The sequence below is a fragment of the Curvibacter cyanobacteriorum genome (assembly GCF_028649475.1).
Taxonomy (GTDB): Bacteria; Pseudomonadota; Gammaproteobacteria; order Burkholderiales; family Burkholderiaceae_C; genus Curvibacter; species Curvibacter cyanobacteriorum.
Genome location: NZ_JAQSIP010000008.1, coordinates 63,614 through 84,334 on the forward strand (window position 1 = coordinate 63,614; position 20,721 = coordinate 84,334).

The window sequence follows — 20,721 nt, forward strand, 5'->3', positions numbered from 1 at the left end:
AAGGCACCCCATGTCGATGTTTTCCATCTTCAATGTCTCGGGCAGCGCCATCAGCGCGCAGTCCCAGCGCCTCAACGTGGTGGCCAGCAACATGGCCAACGCGGACGCCGTGGCCGGCCCCGACGGCCAAACCTACAAAGCCCGCCAGGTGGTGTTCCAGACCGTGCCCATGGCCGACAACGGCACCACCGCGGGCGTCAAGGTCAGCGCCATCACCGAGAACCAGGAACCCGGCCGCAAGGACTTCGACCCCTACCACCCGATGGCCGACGGCGAAGGCTTTGTCGCCCACTCGAACGTCAACCCGGTGGAGGAAATGGTCAACATGATCTCCGCCTCGCGGGCCTATCAGAACAACGTCGAAGTGATGAACACCGCCAAGTCATTGCTTCTCAAGACCCTGCAAATGGGCACTTGACCCGGCTCAACGCCCCTAGGAACGCACCATGTCCAACATTTCTGTCGACGCCAGTGGCAACTACAGCTACACCACCAACAGCAGCACCGCGAGCACCGGCAGCAGCACCAGCGCCAATGGCCTGGAGAACACCAGCCCGGCGGACCAGCAAGACCGCTTTCTCAAGCTGCTGGTGGCCCAGATGACACACCAGGACCCGATGAACCCGGTGGACAACGCACAGATGACGTCGCAGATCGCGCAGATCAACACCGTCACCGGCATCCAGCAGCTCAACAGCACCCTGCAGACCATGGCCAGCCAGTTCTCGTCGATGCAACTGATGCAGGGCGGCTCGCTGATTGGCCACGAAGTGCTCACCAGTGGCAACACCCTGGGCACCAGCACCGACTCGGCCGGCAAGGTCACCGCCAAGGGCACCTACGACCTGCCCAGCAATGCCGCCGATGTGCAGGTGCAGATCAGCACCGCCAGCGGCCAGCTGCTGGCCACCGTGCCGATGGGCACGCAAAGTGCGGGCCGCCACGACGTGAGCTGGGACGCCTCGTCCTACAAGGGCAAGGAAGCCCTCAAGTACACAGTGGTGGCCAAGAACGGCAGCGCCTCCGTCACCCCCACCACCTACAGCCACGACAAGGTCAGCTCGGTGGGCACCAGCAATGGGGCCCTGGCGATCACGCTGCAAAACGGCGGCACGGTCAGCTACGACAAGATCGTCTCGGTTTACTGACACCCGTCCCCTCATCACCATCCAAGGAGCACAACATGGGTTTCCAAGCAGGCCTCTCCGGACTCAACGCCTCCGCCAAGGGGCTGGACGTCATCGGCAACAACATCGCCAATGCCAACACCTACGGCATGAAGGCCTCGCGCGCCGAGTTCGCTGAACTGGTGTCGTCGGCCATCGGCATTGCCGGGGGCGACAACTCCGGCATCGGCGTCTCGGTGGCCGCGGTGGCGCAGCAGTTCTCGCAAGGGACGCTGAACATCACCGGCAACAACCTCGACGTGGCCATCAACGGCAACGGCTTCTTCCAGCTGCAAGAGGCCGATGGCTCGGCCGCCTACACGCGCGCCGGCAACTTCAAGCTCGACAAGAGCGGCAACATCGTCACCAACAGCGGCGCCAAGGTACTGGGCTACCAGACCAACCCGGCCACCGGCAAGCCCCTGAGCACCAACCCGGTGCCGCTGACCCTGCCCACCTCGGGCTCGATCGCGGCCAAGGCCACCGGCGACGACAACACCACCTCGCCCACCACCTACGGGGCCACGGCGCAGTTCAACCTGCCCAACACCGCCACCGCCGGTTCGCCGCAGGACGCCACCGACCCGCTGCTGGCCCAGTACAGCACCACCTTCAACGCCTACGACTCGCTGGGCACCGCGATCCCGGTGACCGTGTACTTCCAGAAGGCCTCGGCCACCAACACCTGGAACGTCTACACCAAGACCGGCAGCGGCACCATCAGCACGGCCTCGACCCTGACCTTTGACTCGACCGGCGCGCTGACCACCACGCCCGCCACCAACGGCAAGATCAGCATCGCGGGCCCGGCCACCCCCACCAACGGCGCCAACCCGCTGACCTTCACGCTGGACCTGGCAGGCACGACGCAGTTCGCGTCCTCGTTCGCCACCAACAACGTGTCGCAGACCGGCTATGCCGACGGCAAGCTGACCGGGGTGAAGATCGGCCCCGATGGCACGCTGACCGCGAGCTACTCGAACGGCACCACCCAGTCCGCCGGCCAACTGGCCCTGGCGAGCTTCCGCAACAACCAGGGCCTGATGCAGGTCAACGGCGGCGACTGGAAGGAGACCTTTGCCTCCGGCCCGCCGACCCAGGGCGCGCCGGGCAGCGGCAACTTTGGCAGCCTGCAGGCCGGTGCACTGGAGGAGTCCAACGTCGACCTGACCCAGGAACTGGTCAACATGATGACGGCGCAGCGCTCTTACCAGGCCAACGCCCAAACCATCAAGACCGAAGACCAGATCATGAACACGCTGGTCAACCTGCGCTGATCGCGCAGCCCCTGTTTCAGCCTGAGAACCCAGTCGGACACTTCCCATGGACCGTTTGATCTACACCGCCATGACGGGCGCCAATGCGGCGACGCAGTTGACCAGCGTGCTGTCAAACAACCTGGCCAATGCCTCCACCAATGGGTTCCGGGCCGAAATGACGGCCTACCGCTCGGTGCCGCTGCAAGGCCCGGGGGCCAGCACCCGGGTGTTTGCGCTCGAAACCACCACCGGCTACAAGAGCAACGCCGGCCCGGCCCAGCGCACCAACAACGCGATGGACGCGATGGCCCAGGGCAATGCCTGGTTCGCCGTGCAGGGGCTCGATGGCACCGAGGCCTACACCCGCAACGGCTCGCTGCAGGTGTCGACGACCGGCACCCTGGTCAACGCCGCCGGCCTGCCCGTGCTGTCCGACGGCGGAGCGCCGATCGACGTGCCCCCGGGCTCCGAGTTGTCGCTGGGCACCGACGGCACCGTGACCTCGAAGATCGCGGGCCAGCCGCCCAACACCCTGGGTCGGCTCAAGCTGGTCACCCCCACCAACGAGGACCCGCTGCGCCGCGGCGCCGACGGCCTGTTCCGCGCTGTGTCGGGCAACCCGCTCAACAACGACGCCACCGCCAAGCTGCAAACCGGCGCACTCGAAGGCTCCAACGTCAATTCGGTGGAAGCCATGGTCGGCCTGATCCAGGCCGCGCGCCAGTTTGAAGGCCAGATGAAGCTGCTCACCAGCGCCGAGGCCAATGACCGGTCCGCCGCCCAGTTGCTGAACATTCAGGGCTGAGCCCCGACCGCCCACGGAGAACCGACATGATCAATTCGCTCTGGATTTCAAAGACCGGCATGGAAGCCCAGCAAACCCAGCTGGACGTCATTTCCAACAACCTGGCCAACGTGTCCACCAATGGCTTCAAGCGCGCCAACGCGGTGTTCGAAGACCTGATGTACCAGAACCTGCGCCAGGTCGGCTCCAACAGCACCGAACAGTCGCAACTGCCCACCGGCCTGCAAGTGGGCCTGGGGGTGCGCACGGTGGCCACCGCGCGCTCGTTTGCACAGGGCAGCATGCAGCAGTCGGGCAACTCGCTCGACGTGGCGGTCAAGGGCAATGGTTTCTTCCAGGTCACCATGCCCGACGGCACCATCGGCTACACCCGCGACGGCTCGTTTCAGCTCGACTCGCAGGGCCGCCTGGTCACCTCGGCCGGTCTGCCGATCGCCAACGGCGTGACCATCCCGGCCACCGCCCAAAGCGTCTCGATCAGCGCCGACGGTGTGGTCACCGCGACCATCCCGGGCAACACCGCGCCGCAGCCCATGGGCACCATTGCCCTGGCCAACTTCGTCAACCCGGCCGGTCTCGAACCCAAGGGGGGCAACCTCTACGCCGAGACCGCCGCCTCGGGCCAGCCGGCCACGGGCACGCCGGGCTCGAACGGTCTGGGCACCTTGCAACAGGGTTTTGTGGAAACGTCCAACGTCAACATCGTGCAGGAGTTGGTCAACATGATCCAGACCCAGCGCGCCTATGAAATGAACTCCAAGGCGGTGCAAACCTCGGACCAGATGCTGCAGAAGCTGAGCCAGATCTGACGCTGGCTGGCGCGGGCTGCGCGCCGACTGAGCCCGCCCCACCACCCCCTGCACCCCCTCGAACCGAACCGCGCCCCCAGGAAGGGATTCGCCATGCACCACCTCACCGCCCCTTGCCCGACAGCCGCCCAGCGCCCCGCCGCCGCCGCGCCCCACCGTCCCCGCCTGCTGTGGCTGGCGATGGGCAGTCTGGCCTTGTTGTGCAGCGCCTGCGAAACCCTGGCCCCGGCGCCCAAGGTGGACATGCCGCCCACCACGCCGCCGGACCTGCCACCGATCTCGTCCACCGCGCCGGCCTCGGGGGGCAGCCTGTTCCGCACCTCGACCTACCGGCCCGCCTTCGAGGACCGGCGTGCGCGCCAGGTTGGCGATGTGGTGACCGTGCAGATCGTGGAGAACGTGTCGGCCAGCACCAAGACGTCAACCGCCACCGACCGCACCACCTCCCTGACGTCCGGCATCACCGCCTTCCCGTTCCTGAGCAGCACGGTGACCGACAAAACCAAGCTGGGCGCGGCCACCGCCAACACCTTCTCGGGCAAGGGCGACGTCTCAGCGGTCAACACCTTCACCGGCTCGATCACCGCCACCGTGATCGAAGTGCTGCCCAATGGCCACCTGATGGTCACGGGGGAAAAGCAGATCGGCCTGAACCAGACGGTGGACGTGATGCGCTTCTCCGGCACCGTGGACCCGCGCTCGCTGCAGCCCGGCTCGGTGGTCGCCTCGACCCAGGTGGCCAATGTGCGCATCCAGTCGCGTGGCCGCGGCGGCGCCGATGAAGCCCAGACAATTGGCTGGTTGTCCCGATTCTTTTCGACCCTTAGCCCGTTTTGAAAGCTCGCAGAATGTGAAGCATGAACACCATGCTCGCATTCTCGAACTTCAGGCGACTGGCCCAACAGGGGGGTCGCTGCCTTGTGGCCCTGACCCTGCTGGCCGTGGGCCTGACGAGCCTGCCGGCGCAGGCCTTGCGCATCAAGGAAGTGGCCGCCGTGCAAGGCGTGCGCAGCAACTCCTTGACCGGTTATGGCCTGGTGGTGGGGCTGGACGGCACGGGTGACCAGACCACCCAGATGCCCTACACCACGCAAAGCTTGTCCAATTACATGCAGCAGCTGGGCATCACCCTGCCCCCGGGCTCGGCCCAGTTGCAGCTCAAGAACGTGGCGGCGGTGATCGTCACCGCGCAGCTGCCCGCCTTTGCCCAACCCGGGCAGATGATCGACATCAACGTGTCCTCCATCGGCAACGCCAAGTCGCTCAAGGGGGGCACCCTGGTGACCACCCCGCTGCGCGGCGTGGACGGTGAAATCTACGCGCTGGCCCAGGGCAACCTGGTGGTCGGCGGGGCCGGGGCGTCGGCGGGGGGCTCCAAGGTGCAGATCAACCACCTCAGCGCCGGTCGCATCCCCTCGGGTGCCCAGGTCGAACGCACCGTGCCGACACCGCTGCAGGACGGCGACACCATCAACCTGGGCCTGAACGCCTCCGACTTCCAGACCGCCCGCCAGGTGGCCAACGCCATCAACAGCAAGCTGGGCAAGGGCAGCGCGATTGCGCGCGCCCTGGACGGCCGCACGGTGCAGGTGCGGGCTCCCAACGACGCGGATGCGCGCGTCAACTTCATTGCCGACCTCGAGGAACTGCCCATCGAGTCGGTGGCCCCCGCGGCCAAGGTGGTGATCAACACCCGCACCGGCTCCATCGTGCTCAACCAGGCCGTGACGCTGGGCCCCTGCGCCATCGCCCACGGCAACCTGTCGATCTCGATCAGCTCCACCCCGGTGATCAGCCAGCCCAACGCGCTGTCCGCCGGTCAGACCGTGGTGGCGCAAAAGTCCGACATCCAGATCAAGCAAGACCCGGGCATCCTGATGAACCTGCCCGCCTCGCCCCAACTGTCCGATGTGGTGCGGGCCCTCAATGCCCTGGGCGCCACGCCGCAAGACCTGCTGGCCATCCTGCAGGCCATCAAGGCGGCCGGGGCCCTGAACGCGGAGCTGGAGGTCATCTGACATGGCCCTCACACCGCTCAACAGCAACAACCAGCTGACGGCCGACGCGCGTTCGCTGAACGCGCTCAAGCTGCAAGCGGGCAACAAGGACCCGGCAGCCATCCAGGAGGCGGCCAAGCAGTTCGAGTCGCTGTTCATGCGCGAGATGCTCAAGAGCATGCGCGAGGCCACCGTGAAGTCCGGCATGCTCGACAGCGCGCAGGAGAACCTGGGCTACGACATGCTGGACCAGCAGTTCTCGGTGCAGATGTCGGGCAAGCCAGGCGGCCTGTCGGACCTGATCGCCAAGCAGCTGTCGCGCCAGATGGGGGTGGCCGAGACCCCGGCCTTTGAGACCCCCAGCACCTTGTCGCTGGGCAACCGGCTGCCGGCCGCGCCCAAGCTGCCCGCCCTGCCCAGCACCAGCGAACTCAATGGTGGCAAGCCCCTCAAGACCACCGCCACGCAGGCCGGCTTTGTGCAGCGCCTGGAGCAGGCCGCCGCCAAGGTCGAACAGCAAAGCGGCATCCCCGCCAGCTTCATGCTGGGCCAGGCCGGCCACGAGACCGGCTGGGGCAAGCACGAGATCAAGAACGCCAACGGCACCCCCTCGTACAACCTGTTCGGCATCAAGGCCGGCCCCGGCTGGACCGGCAAGGTGGCCGAAGTCACCACCACCGAATACGTGAATGGCGAGCCCAAGAAAACGGTGGCCAAGTTCCGCGCCTACGACTCCTACGAACAGTCGTTCCAGGACTACGCCAAGCTGATCAACCAAAGCCCGCGCTACGCCAACGCCCGCCAGCAGACCGGCTCGGTGGTGGCCTTTGCCAATGAGCTGCAACGCGCCGGCTACGCCACCGACCCGGCGTATGCCAGCAAGCTGAGCCGGGCCATCAGCACCACGCAGCAGCTGCAGCGCAACCAACCGTGGCGAGGTGTCGCATGAGTGGCGGCCTGCTCAACCTGGGCGCCCGCGCCCTGATGTCCAACCAGGTGGCCCTGCAGGTCACCGGCAACAACATCTCCAACGTCAACACCGCCGGCTACTCGCGCCAGACCGCCGTGTTGAGCGCCGTGCAGGGCGAGTTCACGGGCAGTGGCTACATCGGCAAGGGCGTCGAAGTCTCGACCGTGCAGCGCATCTACGACCAGTTCCTGGCCAAGCAGGCCACGGCCACCGCCTCGATCAAGGCGCTGGACGTGACGCGGGCTGAGAAGGTGGCGCAGATGGAAGACATCTTCGTGGGTGGCACCAATGGCCTGGGCCAGGCCATCAACAACACCATCAACGCGTTTTCCGATGTGGCCAACGCGCCCAGCGACCTGACCGCGCGCACCGTGGCCATCACGCAGACGCAGGAAATGGCAGCCCGCTTCAAGAGCGCCAGCAACCAGCTCAGCGACCTGCAACAGAACGCCCAGCTGCAACTGCGCGACGACGAAACCGTCATCAACGCCATGGCCGAGCAGCTGGCCAGCCTGAACGCCCAGATCGCCTTCGCCCTCAGCTCGGGGCAGCCGCCCAACGACCTGCTGGACAAGCGCGACAGCATGCTGAACCAGCTCAACCAGAAGGTGCAGACCACCACGGTGCCGGCCGACGATGGTTCGCTCAACGTGTTCCTGGCCAACCAGCCGCTGGTGCTGGGCTCCAAGTCAGCCACGGTGAGCTTTTCGCAGCCGACCAACTACCCCGGCGACCAGAACACGCTGAAGCTGAAGATCACCCAGTCGGGGGGTCAGGTCACCGAGATCGACGAAAACAGCCTCAGCGGTGGCGAGGTCATCGGCCTGCTGCGCTTCCACAACACCGACCTGGCCGAGGCACGCAACCTGCTCGGCCGCATGGCGCTGGCCGTCACCACCGAGATGAACACCCAGCACGTCGCGGGGGTCGACCTCAACGGCAACGCAGGCACCAACCTGTTCAACCCGATCGGCATCAGCGCCATTGCAGCCACCGGCAACTCCACCGCCACCGTCAATGCCTTCGTGGCCAACGACAGCCAGTTGCAGCTGTCGGACTACAAGCTCACCTTCGGCGCCGGCGGGGTGATCAGCTCGGTCACCCGGCTGTCGGACAACGCCAACGTGACCCCGGCCCCGGCCACCACCCTGCCGATCACCATCGATGGCCTGACCATCCAGGCCGGCACCGGCACCCCGGCCAACGGCGACACCTTCATGCTGCGCCCCTACGACCAGGCGGCCCAGCAAATCCAGGTGGCCATCGCCTCGCCGTCGGCGCTGGCCGTGGCCAACCCGGTGCAAGCCACGCTGGGCACCCAGAACACCGGCACGATGACCATCGGCAGCCTCAAGGCCGACCCCGCCGTGCCCACCGGCAGCCCGCTGGGCTACCAGGCCTCGGTGCACACCAACTCGCCGATGGCGGTGAAGTTCGTCTCGAGCAGCCAGTACCAGTTGGTCAACCCCAGCACCGGCGCGCTGATGTCGGCCACCACCTACACCTACACCCCTGGCCAGGCGATTCCGCCCTCGGGCGATGCGGCCAGCCAGGGCTGGACCTTGACCCTCACGGGCACGCCCAAAGCGGGTGACTCGGTGGTGGTGGTGCGCCCCTCGACCGCCACCGATCTGGCGGCCCAGAAGAAAGACGGCGGCAACGCCAAGTCGCTCTACAACCTGAGCACCAAGCCGACCTACGACAAGACCCCGCTGTCCGACACCTACGCGGCGCTGATGGCCCAGATCGGTGTGCGCTCGCAGAGCGCGCAGTACGCGGCCGATGTGTCGAGCTCGATCGCCAACAACGCCGAAGCCGCCCGCACCTCGGTGTCGGGGGTCAACCTCGACGAAGAAGCCGCCCACCTGCTGCAGTTCCAACAGGCCTACCAGGCCTCGGCCAAGATCATTCAGACCGCGCAGTCCATCTTCGACACCTTGCTGCAGACCATGCGCTGAGCGCCCCGGCCCTGAAAGGTAGACACCATGTCCAGCTACTTTGCCCGCGTCGGATCCGCCGATGCCTACGCCACCGCCATCACCAACATCGGTGGTCGCCACGCCGGCCTGACCGAGCTGCAGAACAACCTGACTTCGGGCAAGCGCGTGCTCAAGCCCAGCGACGACCCCACAGCGGCCGCCCAGGCCGAACGCGCCATCACACGCTCGGCACAGGTCACCATCCAGCAGCGTGCCCTGTCATTGCAAAAAGACAACATGGCGCACGCCGAAACCGTGCTGGGTCAAACCAGCGACGCCATCCAGTCCTTCCGTGAGCTGGTGGTGCAGGCCGGCAACGGCGCCAACACCCCGAGCGACCTGGGCACCATCACCCAGCAGCTCAAGACCCTGCGCAACCAGATCCTGAGCTACGCCAACACCACCGACGCCAACGGCCAGGCGCTGTTCGGCGGTCTCGGCAGCACCGTGGCCCCGTTCTCGGAGGGCACGGTCAGCAGCGGCGTGGTGTTCACGGGCATCCCGGGCCAACAGACCGGCACCGACGTCACCATCCCCAACACCATCGACGGGCGCGCCGCGTTTGCCAGCCTGAACAGCAACGGCAACAGCGCCAACCCCGGCGTGAGCGCCGCCGGTACGGGCACCTTCTATGTCGGCGCTGGCACCAACAACACCGGCTCGGCCACGGCCAGCAACGTGGTGGTCAGCGCCACCTCCGGCCTGAACCCATCGGCAGGCCACGCCTACCAGATCAAGTTCACCTCGGCCACCAACTACGAGGTGACCGACCTCAACGACCCGTCCGCGGCCCCGGTGGCGCTGAGCTTGTCGGGCACCACCGCCTCGTTCGGCGGCCCCGGCAACAACGACCTGTCGATGACCATCACCGGCACGCCAGCCGTGGGCGATGTGTTCGTGGCCAAACCCAAGGCGACCATCTTCGATGTCATGGACAGTGCCATCAACGACATCAGCAAGGCGGCCGACAACGTCACCCGCACCGCCGCCGTGACCACCGCCATCAGCTCGCTGGACTACGCGTTTGTCTCGATCCAGTCGGCGCGCGGCCTGGCCGGCGACTACCTGAACAACGCCGATGTGATCGACTCCAACCAGCAAAGCAAAGCGGTGCGGCTGGAAGGAGATCGCTCAAGAGCCGAAGATCTGGATATGCTTCAGGGGATCTCGGACTTCCAGAATCAGAGCACGGCCTACCAGGCGGCTCTGAAGTCCTATGCCCAAATTCAGAGCATGAATCTGTTTGACTTCCTGAAGTAGCACACATCGCATGGTTCAATCGGTCCTGGGCAGCCTCACCCTGGCGTACCGCCCTTTGTGGGGGCGCAACCGCGAACTGAGTGGCATCTTGCTGCAGGTGGCCGCCGAGCCGGCCTGCCGGGTGGATGCGCCCCACCTGCTGCGCACCCTGGACGAACTCTGGCACGCCGACGCCCCGCCCCTGCTGCTGAGCTGCGACCACCCCGAGCTGCTGTCCGACCTGCTGGCCCACGCAGGCCCTGAGGCCCCCCACATCAGCGTACCTGGCGACTGGCTGCAGCACCCGGTGCTGCTGCAACAGGTGCAAGCCGCCCACCAGCGCGGCGCGCCCCTGGTCTGGCGCGGCCGCCTGCGCGACCTGCCCCGCTCTGACCCGAGCCGCCCCTTCCAGCACGGGCTGTTGAGCCTCGAACCCGAGGACGCGGTCGAGGCCCTGCAAGCGGCGGCGCAGCAAAAACGCTTTCCGAACGCCCCCTCGACGGCCTTCCTGCGCAGCCCCATCCTGCCGGCCCACAGTTACGAAGACCTGGCCAGTGCGGCCCTGGTCGGCCATTGCCTGGACCACAAACACGCCCACGCCGTGTTGGGCTGGCCTGTCGAGGACGTGCTCTACGCCCACCGGCTGCGCGAACTGCCGCCGTCGCGCGCCGTGCTGGAGCGCCTGCTGCGCGCCATCGTGCGCGACGAATCCATGGACCTGCTGGAGGACATCCTCAGCGAGGAACCGCTGCTCTGCTACCGCTTCCTGACGCTGGCCAACTCGGCCGCGCTGGGCCTGCGCACCGGCATCGAGTCGCTGCGCCATGGCCTCATGATGATGGGCTACACCCAGCTCGAGAAATGGCTGGTGGGTCTGTTGCCCAGCGCCAGCACCGACCCCGACCTGCAACCGGTGCGCATGGGCATGGTGCTGCGCGCGCGCCTGATGGAACACATCCTGGACGCGGGCGTCGAAGAAGACCTGCGCCGCGAGGTCTACCTGTGCGGCTTGTTCTCGCAGCTCGACCTGCTGCTCGGCGAGCCCCTGGGCACCCTCCTGCACCGGCTGCCGCTGTCGGACCGCATTTACTCGGCCAACGTCACCCACTCCGGCCCCTATGCCGCCGCGCTGGACCTGGCCCGCGCCCTGGGCGAGGGGGACATGGCCGCGATCCGCACGCTGCGCGAGGCGCATGAGTTCGACACCGAGTCGCTCAACCGCGCCCTGCTGCACATGCTGTGCAGCCAGCGCGTCACGCCCGCCCCACCAACGACCGCCTGAGCGCCCGGTCACTTGCTCACCCGGTCACCCGGTCACTTGGACGCCTGCAAGACGGCAAGACCGCACGCCTGACACGCCCGCGGTCCGCCGGCCAGCGCCTGCGGCCTCAGCGGCTGTCGCGCAGCACCTGGGCCAACAGCTTCCAGAACGCCGCGTCCTGCGTGGTGGCGAAGTTGATGCGCATCAGCGTGCTGGGCTGGCGGCGCGCATGGAACAAGGCGCCCGGCGCCAGCAGGTAACCCTGGTCCAGCATGCGCTGGGCCAGCACATCGGTGTCCACGCCGGTGTCGACCCAGCCAAACAGCCCGGCCGGTTCGGCCGCGAAGTTGCAGCCCGCCTGCTGCGCGAGCTTGACGCTGCGCACCCGGGCCGCCTCGAGCCGCGTGCGCACGCGCTCGGCATGGCGCCGCAACTGGCCCTGCTCGATGCACAGGGCCAGGGCTTTCTCCAGCAGTGAAGGGGTGGTCAGCGTGGCCAGCAGCTTGGTGTCCAGCAAGGGCTCCACCAGGCGGGGCGGCGCCACCAGGAACCCCACCCGCCAGTTGGGGGCCAGGATCTTGGCGAAACCACTCACATAGATGCTGCGCTGCAAGCCATCGAGCACCGTGAGGCGGGTGGCGTGCTCGGGCGCGATGTGGCCGTAGGTGTCGTCCTCCACCACATAGAAGTCGTGCTTGGCCGCCAGTTGCAGCACGCGGTGCGCGCTGCCCGGCGTCAGGCAGTAACCGGTGGGGTTGTGGAACACGCTGACACTGACAAACAGCTTGGGGGCGTGCACCTCGCAATAGCGCTGCATCACCGCCAGATCGGGCCCGTCGGCATGGCGCGGCACGGGCAGGATCTTCATGCCCAGCGCGTCGAGCCGCGCGAACTCGACCGACCAGCCGGGCTCTTCGACCATCACCGGGTCACCGGGCTTGAGCAGGGTGCGGCTGACGATGTCCAGCGCATGCGTGGCCCCCACGGTGGTGATGATCTGCTGCGGCACCGCGGTGATGTTGATGGCCGCCAGGCGCTGCGCCAGCACCCGGCGCAACTCGGCATCGCCCATCGGGTCGCCGTAGCGCAAGGAACTGTCTTGCAGCGCGCGTGTGCTGGTCACCTTGCGCACGGCCGCGGGCATGAAGGTGGTCTCCAGCCAGTCGGGCGGCAACACCCCAGAGCCGGGCTGGGGTTTGGTCGATGCCTGGTGGAACATGCCCCGGATCAGCGCGGCCGCGTTCACATGCGAGCCCGAGGGCAAGGGGCTCTCACCCAGCACCGAGGCCGCCGCCGCGCTGGCGCCGGTGCTGGTGCGGGACAGCGCCTCGGCCACTGGGGCCCGCGTGCTCAGGTCGCGCACAAAGAAACCGCGCTGGCGCCGCGCCTCCACCAGGCCTTGTGCCAGCAACTGGTCGTAGGCCGCCACCACGGTGTAGGCGCTCACGCCTTGCTGGCGCGCGCATTCGCGCACCGAAGGCAGGCGGGTGCCGGGGGCCAGCAGGCGGGCGCGGATGCGCTCGGCAAAGCGCTCGGCCAGTTGTTCGGTCAGGGACTGAGTGGCGTGGCGGGTGAGCATGCGATGAACTTTCAGGTCGGCGGCGCCGACCAGCGCCGGCCAGCGCCGCTGGGCTGCTGTGCGGGCAACTGTGCTGATGAAACGACCAATACAGATTCTTCAAACGTCAGAAAAACTGTACTGGTTCTGTGCTGGTGAAAAACTATAAAGTGACTGCCATGAATTGGCAAGAACTCTCCGCCCTGCTGATCCTGGCCACCGCCAGCAGCTTCACCCCGGGGCCCAACACCACGCTGTCGACGGCCCTGGCGGCCAACTTCGGTCTGCGCCGGGCGATGGGTTTCGTCTGCGCGGTGCCGGTGGGCTGGTCGCTGCTGCTGGCGTTTTGCTCGGCCGGCGCGGGGGCCCTGATCCTGGCCGTGCCGGTGCTGCGCTGGGGCATCTTGCTGGCCGGCATGGCCTACCTGCTGTGGCTGGCCGCGCGCCTGGCCAACAGCCGCCAACTGGCCCAGGCCGACGCCTCGCGCCTGAACGTCACCTTCGGCAAAGGGGTGCTGCTGCAGTTCCTCAACATCAAGGCCTGGATGCTGGCCCTGTCCATCGTGGCGGCCTTTGTGGCGGGCCAGGCCGACCCGCTGCAGCGCTTTCTGATCATCTTGCCGGTGATGGTGTTCTTTGCCTTCACCAGCAACCTGGCTTACGCCCTGGTGGGCTCGCTGCTGCGCCAATGGCTGGCCCAGGGCCAGCGCCTGCTGGTGTTCAACCGCACGATGGCCAGCGCACTGGCCCTGACCGCCGCCTGGCTGCTGTGGAGCGCGCTGTGAACCGCACCAGCCCCAACGAGCTGCGCCGCGGCCTGTGGCTGGGCGCCCTGGGCGTGGCCATCTTCGCGCTGACCCTGCCCATGACCCGCCTGGCCGTGGGCCAGCCCGACGCCCCGCTGATGTCGGGTCAGTTCCTGGCCATGGGGCGGGCGGTGGTGGCCGCCGGCCTGTCCGCGCTGTACCTGCTGGCGACCCGCGCGCGCTGGCCACAGCGTGCCCAATGGGGGCCGCTGCTGCTGACCTCGCTGGGCGTGGTGTTCGGCTTCCCCCTGTTCACCTCGATCGCCATGCGCCATGTCGAGGCCATGCACGCGAGCGTGATCGTCGGCGTGCTGCCGCTGGCCACGGCGGCGGTGGGCGCCGTGCTGCACCGGCAGCGCCCGTCGTGGCAGTTCTGGGCCTGGGCCGGCGTCGGCAGCGCCCTGGTGGTGGGCTTTGCGCTGACGCATGCGGGCGGCAGCGGCCTGGGCTTGCAGGCGGCCGACGGCCTGTTGCTGCTGGCCATGGCCTGCGCGGCGGTGGGCTACGCCTACGGCGGGCGCCTGTCGCGCGAGATGCCGGCCGAACATGTGATCTGCTGGGCCCTGCTGCTGAGCCTGCCGCTGAGCGCGCCACTGGCCTGGGACAGCCGCCCCACCAGCGCCATGCCCCTGTCGGCCTGGGGGGCTTTTGCCTACGTGGCGGTGGGCTCGATGTGGCTGGGCTTCTTTGCCTGGTACCGCGGGCTGGCCCTGGGCGGCACCGTGCGGGTGAGCCAGGTGCAGCTGCTGCAACCCTTTTTGTCCATGCTGTTTGCCGTGCCGCTGCTGGGCGAACAGCTGGACCTGGCCACCGTGCTGTTTGCCTGTGCCGTGGTGGCCACGGTGTTTGCCGGGCGCAAGGCGCCGGTGGGCAGCCCCGCAAAGACGGACAATCTCAGTTTGACCTCCCTGAATTCGAAAGGAAACGCCCCATGAGCACCCCCCAATGGACGCTGGCTGAACGCGCCCACAAGATGAACCCGTCGGCCATCCGCGAGATCCTGAAGGTCACGGAGAAGCCCGGCATCATCAGCTTTGCCGGGGGTTTGCCGTCGCCCAAGACCTTCCCGATCGAGGCCTTTGCCGCCGCCAGCGCCAAGGTGCTGCGCGAAGACGGCGCGGCCGCGCTGCAGTACGCCTCCAGCGAAGGTCTGCCGGTGCTGCGTGAGTTCATCGCCCAGCAATTGCCCTGGGACGTCAGCCCCGACCAGGTGCTGATCACCACCGGCAGCCAGCAGGGCCTGGACCTGGTGGCCAAGGTGCTGATCGACCGCGACAGCCGCATCCTGGTCGAAACCCCCACCTACCTGGGCGCCCTGCAAGCCTTCACGCCGATGGAGCCGCGCGTGGCCAACATCGCCTGCGACGCCGAAGGCCCGGACCCGGACGACCTGGCCCGCCAGGCCGCTGGCAATGGCAGCGCGGCCGACCGCGCCCGCTTTGTCTACCTGCTGCCCAACTTCCAGAACCCGACCGGCCGCACCATGAGCGATGCGCGCCGCCAGGCCCTGGCCGAGCGCGCCCTGGCTGCCGGCCTGCCGGTGATCGAAGACAACCCCTACGGCGACCTGTGGTTTGACGCCCCGCCGCCGGCCCCGCTGGCCGCCCGCGCGCCCGACAACACCCTGTACCTGGGCTCCTTCTCCAAGGTGCTGGCCCCCGGCCTGCGCCTGGGCTACTTGGTGGCGCCGAAGTCGCTGTACCCCAAGCTGCTGCAGGCCAAGCAAGCCGCCGACCTGCACACCCCCACCTTCAACCAGCGCATGGTGGCCGAGGTGATCAAGGACGGCTTCCTGGACACCCATGTGCCCAAGATCCGCGCCCTGTACAAGGCCCAGTGCGAAGCCATGCTGGCGGCCCTGTCGCGCGAATTCGAAGGCCTGGGTGTCGAGTGGAACCGCCCGGTGGGTGGCATGTTCCTGTGGCTGCGCCTGCCGGCCGGCCTGGACAGCGTCAAGCTGCTGCCGATGGCGGTCGAGAACAACGTCGCCTTCGTGCCCGGCGCGCCGTTCTATGCCGACGGCGGCGACCCGCGCACCCTGCGCCTGTCCTTTGTGACGGCCAGCGTCGAGCAGATCAACATCGGCATCGCGGCCCTGGCCAAGACCCTGCGCCAAGCCCTGGCCTGAGTCCCAAACGGCCGCTGGCCGCCGAGTGGCGCCCGCCCCCGTCCGGGGCGGGTGCCGCTCTTCTGTCCCCGCCCTGCAGAGGGCCCTGCCCCTTGTGAGACCGCCCATGAGCCAACGCCCTTTTCAACAGATCGACGTCTTCACCGAAACCGCCGGCTACGGCAACCCCTTGGCCGTGGTGTTGGACGGCCGCGGCCTCGATGACGAGGCCATGCAACGCTTCGCGCGCTGGACCAACCTGTCCGAAACCACCTTTTTGCTGCCCCCCAGCGAGGCCGCCCGCGCCCAGGGCGCCGACTACCAGGTGCGCATCTTCACGCCGGGCGGCGAGCTGCCTTTTGCCGGTCACCCCACGCTGGGCAGCTGCCACGCCTGGTTGCGCCACGGCGGCCAGCCGCAACGCGCTGACGAGGTGGTGCAGGAATGCCGGGTCGGCCTGGTGCGCATTCGCCGCGAAGGCCAGGGCGCCCAGCAGCGCCTGGCCTTTGCCGCCCCGGCGCTGACCCGCAGCGACCCCAGCCCGGCCGTGCTGTCGCAGGTGGCCCGCGCGCTCGGTCTGAAGCCCCAGCAGGTGCTGGCGGCGCAGGTGCTGGACAACGGCCCGGTCTGGCTGGGCCTGTTGCTCGACCACCCGCAAACCGTGCTGGCCCTGCAACCGAACCACCTCGAACTCAAGGCCCTGGGCCAAAAGGTCGGCGTGGTGGCGATCGAACACCCCGAGGTGCGCACCGGCCTGATCGTGCGCTCCAACCGCGAGGCCCGCGCCTTTGGCCAAAGCCCGCGCCCCACGTCCCCGGTGCACGACACCACGGCGCCCGGCCTGGAAGTGCGCGCCTTTGCCGCCCCGATCGGGGTGATGGAAGACCCGGTCACCGGCAGCCTCAACGCCAGCCTGGCCCAGTGGCTGATCGCCGACGGCCACGCCCCGCGCGACTACATCGCGGCCCAGGGCACCTGCCTGGACCGCGCCGGCCGCGTGCACATCCACTGCGACGCGCAGCAGCAGGTGTGGGTGGGTGGCGCCAGCGTGACCTGCATCGAAGGCACGGTGGACCTGTGAGCCGCGCCGCCCTCGACCACCTGGTGGTGCTGGCCCACACCCTGGACGAGGGCGTGGCCTGGTGCGAAGCCACCCTGGGCGTGACGCCCTCGGCCGGCGGCGCCCACCCGCTGATGGGCACGCACAACCGCCTGCTGCGCCTGCGCAGCGCCAGCGGCCAACCGGCCTACCTGGAGATCCTGGCCGTGGACCCCGGCCAAACCCCGCAGCGCACGGCCCCGCTGAAGCGCTGGTTCGACCTCGACCAGCCGGCGCTGCAAGCCCGGCTGCGCCAACACGGCCCCAGCCTGCAACACTGGGTGGCGCGCTGCCCCGACGTGCAGGGGGCTGGCCGCGCCTGGCAGGCGCTGGGGCTGGAACGCGGCCCGGTGCTGACCGCCTCGCGCCAGACCGCGCACGGCCTGCTGTCCTGGCAGATCACGGTGCGCGACGACGGTCAGCGCCTGCTCGACGGCACCCTGCCCACCCTGATCCAGTGGGGCGACCAGCACCCGGTCGACCAACTGCCCGACGCGGGCCTGGAACTGCTGGACTTCCGGCTGTCCCTGCCCGACCCGGCGCCCCTGGACGCCGCCCTGCAGGCCCTGGCGCTGCCGGTGCCAGTGCATGCCGGACCGCCCCAGCTGCAAGCCACCCTGCTGAGCCCGCGCGGCCGCGTGACCCTGCAGTCGCTGACCTGAACCCGGCCCAGCGCCTGCCGCCCCACGCCAGTCCGCCCACGCCAGTCCGCCCCACGCCAGTCCACCCATCCGTCCGCCGCACCGAAAGCCTGCCATGCCCCTGCGCTCCCTGCCCACCTTGTCCGACATCGAAGCCGCAGCCCAAGTGGTGTACCGCGCCTTCCCGCCCACGCCGCAGTACCGCTGGGGCCTGCTGAGCGAGCGCCTGGGCACCGACTGCTGGCTCAAACACGAGAACCACACGCCGGTGGGCGCCTTCAAGATCCGCGGCGGCCTGACCTACTTTGACCAGCTGGCGCAGCGCGGCAACCTGCCGCGCGAGGTGATCAGCGCCACCCGCGGCAACCACGGCCAGAGCATCGGCTGGGCCGCGCGCCAGCACGGGGTGCCCTGCACCATCGTCGTGCCGCGAGGCAACTCGGTCGAGAAGAATGCGGCCATGCGCGCGCTGGGCGTGCAGCTGATCGAGCACGGCGACGACTTCCAGGCCGCGCGCGAACACGCGCTGCAACGGGCCGCGGAGCGCGGCGCCCACATGGTGCCCAGCTTCCACACCGACTTGCTGCGCGGCGTCAGCACCTACTGGTGGGAGTTCTTGCGCGCCGTGCCCACACTGGACGTGGTGTACGTGCCGATCGGCCAGGGCTCGGGCGCCTGCTCGGCGATTGCCGCCAAACAGGCGCTGGGCCACCGCGCGCGCATTGTCGGGGTGATCAGCGCCCATGCCACCACCTACGCCGACTCGCTGGCCGCCGGCCGGGTGGTCGAAGCCCCGGTCAGCACGGTGCTGGCCGACGGCATGGCCTGCCGCGTGGCCGACGCGGCCGCCCTGCCCGTGCTGGCCCAGGGGCTGGACCACCTGGTGCAGGTCAGCGACGACGAGGTGGCCCGTGCCATGCACCACCTCTACACCGACACCCACAACCTGGCCGAAGGGGCCGGCGCCGCCGCGCTGGCGGCCGCCTTGCAGGAGCGCGATCAACTGCGCGGCCTGACCGTGGGCCTGGCCCTGTCGGGCGGCAATGTGGACGCGGCGCTGATGGCCGGCGTGCTGAGCGCCGCCGTGGCCTGACCCCTGGCGGGCCGCGGCGTCACCCGTGTGACGCGCCGCGCCCCAGCGGTCGCCCCGGCGACTGTGCGGCCTGAGGGGCGCGGCCAGAATCCGCCCCATGGGAACCCTCTACCTTGTGCGCCATGGCCAGGCCTCGTTTGGAGCCGACGACTACGACCGCCTGAGCGAACTCGGGCACCGACAGAGCCAGCGCCTGGGCGAGTACTTTCGCCACAAGGGCATTGAGTTCAGTGCGGTGATGACCGGGACCCTGCGGCGCCACCAGGAAACCCTGGCGGGCATCGCCAAAGGCCTGGACTGGCCCGCCCAACCCCTGCTGTGGCCCGGGCTCAATGAGTACGACAGCGCCGCCGTGATCCAGGCCATCCACCCCATGCCGCTGGCCAAGCCCGACACCCCCGAGCTGTACCGCCACCACTTCCGCCTGCTGCGCGACGGCCTCACGCAGTGGATGGCGGGCGTGGTCACGCCGCGCGGCATGCCCAGCTACAACGACTTTGTGCATGGCGTCAGCAGCGCGCTCGACCATGTGCGCCAACACTTTGACGGCCATGTGCTGCTGGTCTCCAGCGGAGGCCCCATCGCGACCGCGGTGGGCCACATCCTGGGCACCGCGCCCGAGACCACCATCGAGCTCAACCTGCGCATCCGCAACAGCTCGGTGACCGAGTTTCACTTCACCCCCAAGCGCCACAGCCTGGTGACCTACAACACCTTGCCGCACCTCGACGCACCGGACTACGCGGACTGGATCACGCACGCCTGAACCCGCCCGTACGCAGCCGATCACACCCATTTAGCAGCCGTTGATCGGCTCAGGGTATGTCCGCCCCTGACAAACGGGTTTTCACGGGGACTGGGCGCAGCGCCGCTTGCCGATACTGACACCATGTGCGCTGCGCCCCTGGCTTCGATGCCGCTCGACCCCTCGCCGCCCCCTGAGGCGGCCCCCTCGCCCTTGGGCGGGGTGCTGCTGCACAGCCCGCGCGGGCAGTCGCTGCAAGCGGTGCACTGGGCCAGCATGCGTCAGTTGCAACAGCACGGCCTGGCCAGCCTGGTCGACGTGGCCTTGCGCCAGGCGCCCCACCCGGCCACCGGCCTGCCCGAACCGGCGCTGCAGATCACCCTCAGCCCCACCCTGGCCGAGCATTGGGCCCCCCAACACGACACCCGCCACCTGTGCCACACCCTGGGCCTGGACACCCGCCATGCCGACGACCTGGCGCGCGAGATCCTGGTCGCCATGCTGCTGAGCCCCCAGGTGTTGGCCTTCCCCAGCCACGAGGAATGGGCCGCCGCCATCCGGGTGCGCCAGAACACCGTGCGGGCCGCGCGCGAGACCCGGCTCAACCCCGACCCCAACGCCCCCCGCCACGCGGCCGACGACTGGTTGCAGGGCCCGCCCCACGGACTGCGCCTGCGCCCCGGCCGGTCGCTGGTGGCCGCGCTGCAAGCCACCCTGCAACCGGGCCGCGACCACCCAGGCCACCACCTGAGCGGCTACCGGGCCTCGGAATGGGTGCTGCTGCTCGGTCTGGCCGAAGAACTGCAACGCCACCACCCGGCCCTGTACGCGCGACTGCAGCAGCAGTTTGAGCAACGGCCGCTGCAAAACTGCGACGTCCACCAGCGCTTGATGCGGCAAATTGGCCACCCCCAGGCGCCGCTGCCGCCGCATTTCGCGGTGCCGGGCGACCGGCTGTGGTTTGGTCAGGCCTCGCAAGAGGAAGCCACCCTGCCGGACGCCCAGGGCACCTGGTCCATCTACCTGGGCCAGGGCCGTTTTCAGCACTTCCAGCCTGGGCCCCTGGACGCCTCGGCCACGGATGCGCCCGCCGGTGAACTGGGCCCCCGGGCCCCGATGCGCGAGTTTGCGCGCTGGCTGTGCCCCGGCAGCAGCGACATTGCCCTGTGAGTGCGCCGGGCTGAACC

At 68.6% G+C, this 20,721-nt stretch carries 20 protein-coding genes; 19 read left to right on the forward strand and 1 reads right to left on the reverse strand.

What is annotated here, in order from left to right:
• Window positions 1-10 precede the first annotated feature (10 nt).
• The 11 genes from flgC to PSQ40_RS16310 all read left to right on the forward strand — a co-directional run bounded on the left by flgC (window position 11) and on the right by PSQ40_RS16310 (window position 11,506).
• Window positions 11-418, forward strand: coding sequence for a flagellar basal body rod protein FlgC (gene flgC / locus PSQ40_RS16260; protein ID WP_273952897.1), 408 nt, complete (start codon window positions 11-13; stop codon window positions 416-418).
• Window positions 419-446: 28 nt separating this feature from the next.
• Window positions 447-1,148, forward strand: a complete 702-nt coding sequence (locus tag PSQ40_RS16265; RefSeq protein ID WP_273952898.1) for a flagellar hook assembly protein FlgD — start codon at window positions 447-449, stop codon at window positions 1,146-1,148.
• A gap of 35 nt (window positions 1,149-1,183) precedes the next feature.
• Entirely contained in the window at window positions 1,184-2,443 is a 1,260-nt protein-coding gene (gene flgE, locus PSQ40_RS16270) for a flagellar hook protein FlgE (protein ID WP_273952900.1), read from the forward strand.
• Between the two features lie 46 nt (window positions 2,444-2,489).
• On the forward strand, window positions 2,490-3,230 hold the full coding sequence (locus PSQ40_RS16275; RefSeq protein ID WP_273952901.1) for a flagellar basal body rod protein FlgF: 741 nt from the start codon (window positions 2,490-2,492) through the stop codon (window positions 3,228-3,230).
• 26 nt (window positions 3,231-3,256) lie between these two features.
• The gene (gene flgG / locus PSQ40_RS16280; RefSeq protein ID WP_273952903.1) at window positions 3,257-4,039 is read left to right on the forward strand and encodes a flagellar basal-body rod protein FlgG; all 783 of its coding nucleotides are present in this window, start codon (window positions 3,257-3,259) and stop codon (window positions 4,037-4,039) included.
• A 180-nt stretch (window positions 4,040-4,219) separates the two neighbouring features.
• On the forward strand, window positions 4,220-4,876 hold the full coding sequence (locus PSQ40_RS16285) for a flagellar basal body L-ring protein FlgH (RefSeq protein WP_273953063.1): 657 nt from the start codon (window positions 4,220-4,222) through the stop codon (window positions 4,874-4,876).
• A 20-nt stretch (window positions 4,877-4,896) separates the two neighbouring features.
• Window positions 4,897-6,057, forward strand: a complete 1,161-nt coding sequence (locus tag PSQ40_RS16290; protein ID WP_273952904.1) for a flagellar basal body P-ring protein FlgI — start codon at window positions 4,897-4,899, stop codon at window positions 6,055-6,057.
• Between the two features lies 1 nt (window position 6,058).
• Window positions 6,059-6,985, forward strand: a complete 927-nt coding sequence (gene flgJ, locus PSQ40_RS16295; protein ID WP_273952906.1) for a flagellar assembly peptidoglycan hydrolase FlgJ — start codon at window positions 6,059-6,061, stop codon at window positions 6,983-6,985.
• Window positions 6,982-8,964 carry a flagellar hook-associated protein FlgK gene (flgK, locus tag PSQ40_RS16300; RefSeq protein WP_273952908.1) on the forward strand — a complete coding sequence of 661 codons (1,983 nt, stop codon included), beginning with the start codon at window positions 6,982-6,984 and terminating at the stop codon, window positions 8,962-8,964. Before flgJ ends, flgK begins: the two co-directional genes overlap by 4 nt.
• Before the next feature lie 27 nt (window positions 8,965-8,991).
• On the forward strand, window positions 8,992-10,245 hold the full coding sequence (gene flgL, locus PSQ40_RS16305; protein WP_273952909.1) for a flagellar hook-associated protein FlgL: 1,254 nt from the start codon (window positions 8,992-8,994) through the stop codon (window positions 10,243-10,245).
• A 10-nt stretch (window positions 10,246-10,255) separates the two neighbouring features.
• Window positions 10,256-11,506, forward strand: coding sequence for an HDOD domain-containing protein (locus tag PSQ40_RS16310; RefSeq protein ID WP_273952911.1), 1,251 nt, complete (start codon window positions 10,256-10,258; stop codon window positions 11,504-11,506).
• A 106-nt stretch (window positions 11,507-11,612) separates the two neighbouring features.
• On the opposite strand, the gene PSQ40_RS16315 is transcribed toward PSQ40_RS16310, so the two are convergent.
• Window positions 11,613-13,064, reverse strand: coding sequence for an aminotransferase-like domain-containing protein (locus PSQ40_RS16315; protein ID WP_273952913.1), 1,452 nt, complete (start codon window positions 13,062-13,064; stop codon window positions 11,613-11,615).
• Window positions 13,065-13,222: 158 nt separating this feature from the next.
• Here PSQ40_RS16315 and PSQ40_RS16320 point away from each other — a divergent pair, with 158 nt between their 5' ends.
• From PSQ40_RS16320 to PSQ40_RS16355, 8 genes are all read left to right on the forward strand, one after another.
• On the forward strand, window positions 13,223-13,828 hold the full coding sequence (locus PSQ40_RS16320; RefSeq protein WP_273952915.1) for a LysE family translocator: 606 nt from the start codon (window positions 13,223-13,225) through the stop codon (window positions 13,826-13,828).
• Window positions 13,825-14,784 carry a DMT family transporter gene (locus tag PSQ40_RS16325; protein ID WP_273952918.1) on the forward strand — a complete coding sequence of 320 codons (960 nt, stop codon included), beginning with the start codon at window positions 13,825-13,827 and terminating at the stop codon, window positions 14,782-14,784. The genes PSQ40_RS16320 and PSQ40_RS16325 overlap by 4 nt, the downstream gene beginning before the upstream one ends.
• Window positions 14,781-15,977, forward strand: coding sequence for an aminotransferase-like domain-containing protein (locus PSQ40_RS16330; RefSeq protein ID WP_273952920.1), 1,197 nt, complete (start codon window positions 14,781-14,783; stop codon window positions 15,975-15,977). The genes PSQ40_RS16325 and PSQ40_RS16330 overlap by 4 nt, the downstream gene beginning before the upstream one ends.
• 106 nt (window positions 15,978-16,083) lie before the next feature.
• Window positions 16,084-17,037 (forward strand): PhzF family phenazine biosynthesis protein, encoded by a 954-nt coding sequence (locus PSQ40_RS16335; protein WP_273952922.1) that lies wholly within the window; start codon window positions 16,084-16,086, stop codon window positions 17,035-17,037.
• Entirely contained in the window at window positions 17,034-17,717 is a 684-nt protein-coding gene (locus tag PSQ40_RS16340) for a VOC family protein (protein ID WP_273952924.1), read from the forward strand. Before PSQ40_RS16335 ends, PSQ40_RS16340 begins: the two co-directional genes overlap by 4 nt.
• A 94-nt stretch (window positions 17,718-17,811) precedes the next feature.
• Complete coding sequence (locus tag PSQ40_RS16345) at window positions 17,812-18,789, forward strand: threonine dehydratase (RefSeq protein ID WP_273952926.1); 978 nt, start codon at window positions 17,812-17,814, stop codon at window positions 18,787-18,789.
• Between the two features lie 97 nt (window positions 18,790-18,886).
• The gene (locus PSQ40_RS16350; RefSeq protein ID WP_273952928.1) at window positions 18,887-19,555 is read left to right on the forward strand and encodes a histidine phosphatase family protein; all 669 of its coding nucleotides are present in this window, start codon (window positions 18,887-18,889) and stop codon (window positions 19,553-19,555) included.
• Window positions 19,556-19,678: 123 nt separating this feature from the next.
• On the forward strand, window positions 19,679-20,704 hold the full coding sequence (locus PSQ40_RS16355) for a hypothetical protein (protein WP_273952930.1): 1,026 nt from the start codon (window positions 19,679-19,681) through the stop codon (window positions 20,702-20,704).
• The last annotated feature ends 17 nt before the right edge of the window (window positions 20,705-20,721 follow it).

What these genes read in the sequence shown, in the direction of transcription:
- flgC (WP_273952897.1), top strand. Translation starts at nt 11, where the DNA reads ATGTCGATGTTTTCCATCTTCAATGTCTCGGGCAGCGCCATCAGCGCG.
- PSQ40_RS16265 (WP_273952898.1), top strand. Translation starts at nt 447, where the DNA reads ATGTCCAACATTTCTGTCGACGCCAGTGGCAACTACAGCTACACCACC.
- flgE (WP_273952900.1), top strand. Translation starts at nt 1,184, where the DNA reads ATGGGTTTCCAAGCAGGCCTCTCCGGACTCAACGCCTCCGCCAAGGGG.
- PSQ40_RS16275 (WP_273952901.1), top strand. Translation starts at nt 2,490, where the DNA reads ATGGACCGTTTGATCTACACCGCCATGACGGGCGCCAATGCGGCGACG.
- flgG (WP_273952903.1), top strand. Translation starts at nt 3,257, where the DNA reads ATGATCAATTCGCTCTGGATTTCAAAGACCGGCATGGAAGCCCAGCAA.
- PSQ40_RS16285 (WP_273953063.1), top strand. Translation starts at nt 4,220, where the DNA reads ATGGGCAGTCTGGCCTTGTTGTGCAGCGCCTGCGAAACCCTGGCCCCG.
- PSQ40_RS16290 (WP_273952904.1), top strand. Translation starts at nt 4,897, where the DNA reads ATGAACACCATGCTCGCATTCTCGAACTTCAGGCGACTGGCCCAACAG.
- flgJ (WP_273952906.1), top strand. Translation starts at nt 6,059, where the DNA reads ATGGCCCTCACACCGCTCAACAGCAACAACCAGCTGACGGCCGACGCG.
- flgK (WP_273952908.1), top strand. Translation starts at nt 6,982, where the DNA reads ATGAGTGGCGGCCTGCTCAACCTGGGCGCCCGCGCCCTGATGTCCAAC.
- flgL (WP_273952909.1), top strand. Translation starts at nt 8,992, where the DNA reads ATGTCCAGCTACTTTGCCCGCGTCGGATCCGCCGATGCCTACGCCACC.
- PSQ40_RS16310 (WP_273952911.1), top strand. Translation starts at nt 10,256, where the DNA reads ATGGTTCAATCGGTCCTGGGCAGCCTCACCCTGGCGTACCGCCCTTTG.
- PSQ40_RS16315 (WP_273952913.1), bottom strand. Translation starts at nt 13,064, where the DNA reads ATGCTCACCCGCCACGCCACTCAGTCCCTGACCGAACAACTGGCCGAG.
- PSQ40_RS16320 (WP_273952915.1), top strand. Translation starts at nt 13,223, where the DNA reads ATGAATTGGCAAGAACTCTCCGCCCTGCTGATCCTGGCCACCGCCAGC.
- PSQ40_RS16330 (WP_273952920.1), top strand. Translation starts at nt 14,781, where the DNA reads ATGAGCACCCCCCAATGGACGCTGGCTGAACGCGCCCACAAGATGAAC.
- PSQ40_RS16335 (WP_273952922.1), top strand. Translation starts at nt 16,084, where the DNA reads ATGAGCCAACGCCCTTTTCAACAGATCGACGTCTTCACCGAAACCGCC.
- PSQ40_RS16345 (WP_273952926.1), top strand. Translation starts at nt 17,812, where the DNA reads ATGCCCCTGCGCTCCCTGCCCACCTTGTCCGACATCGAAGCCGCAGCC.
- PSQ40_RS16350 (WP_273952928.1), top strand. Translation starts at nt 18,887, where the DNA reads ATGGGAACCCTCTACCTTGTGCGCCATGGCCAGGCCTCGTTTGGAGCC.
- PSQ40_RS16355 (WP_273952930.1), top strand. Translation starts at nt 19,679, where the DNA reads ATGTGCGCTGCGCCCCTGGCTTCGATGCCGCTCGACCCCTCGCCGCCC.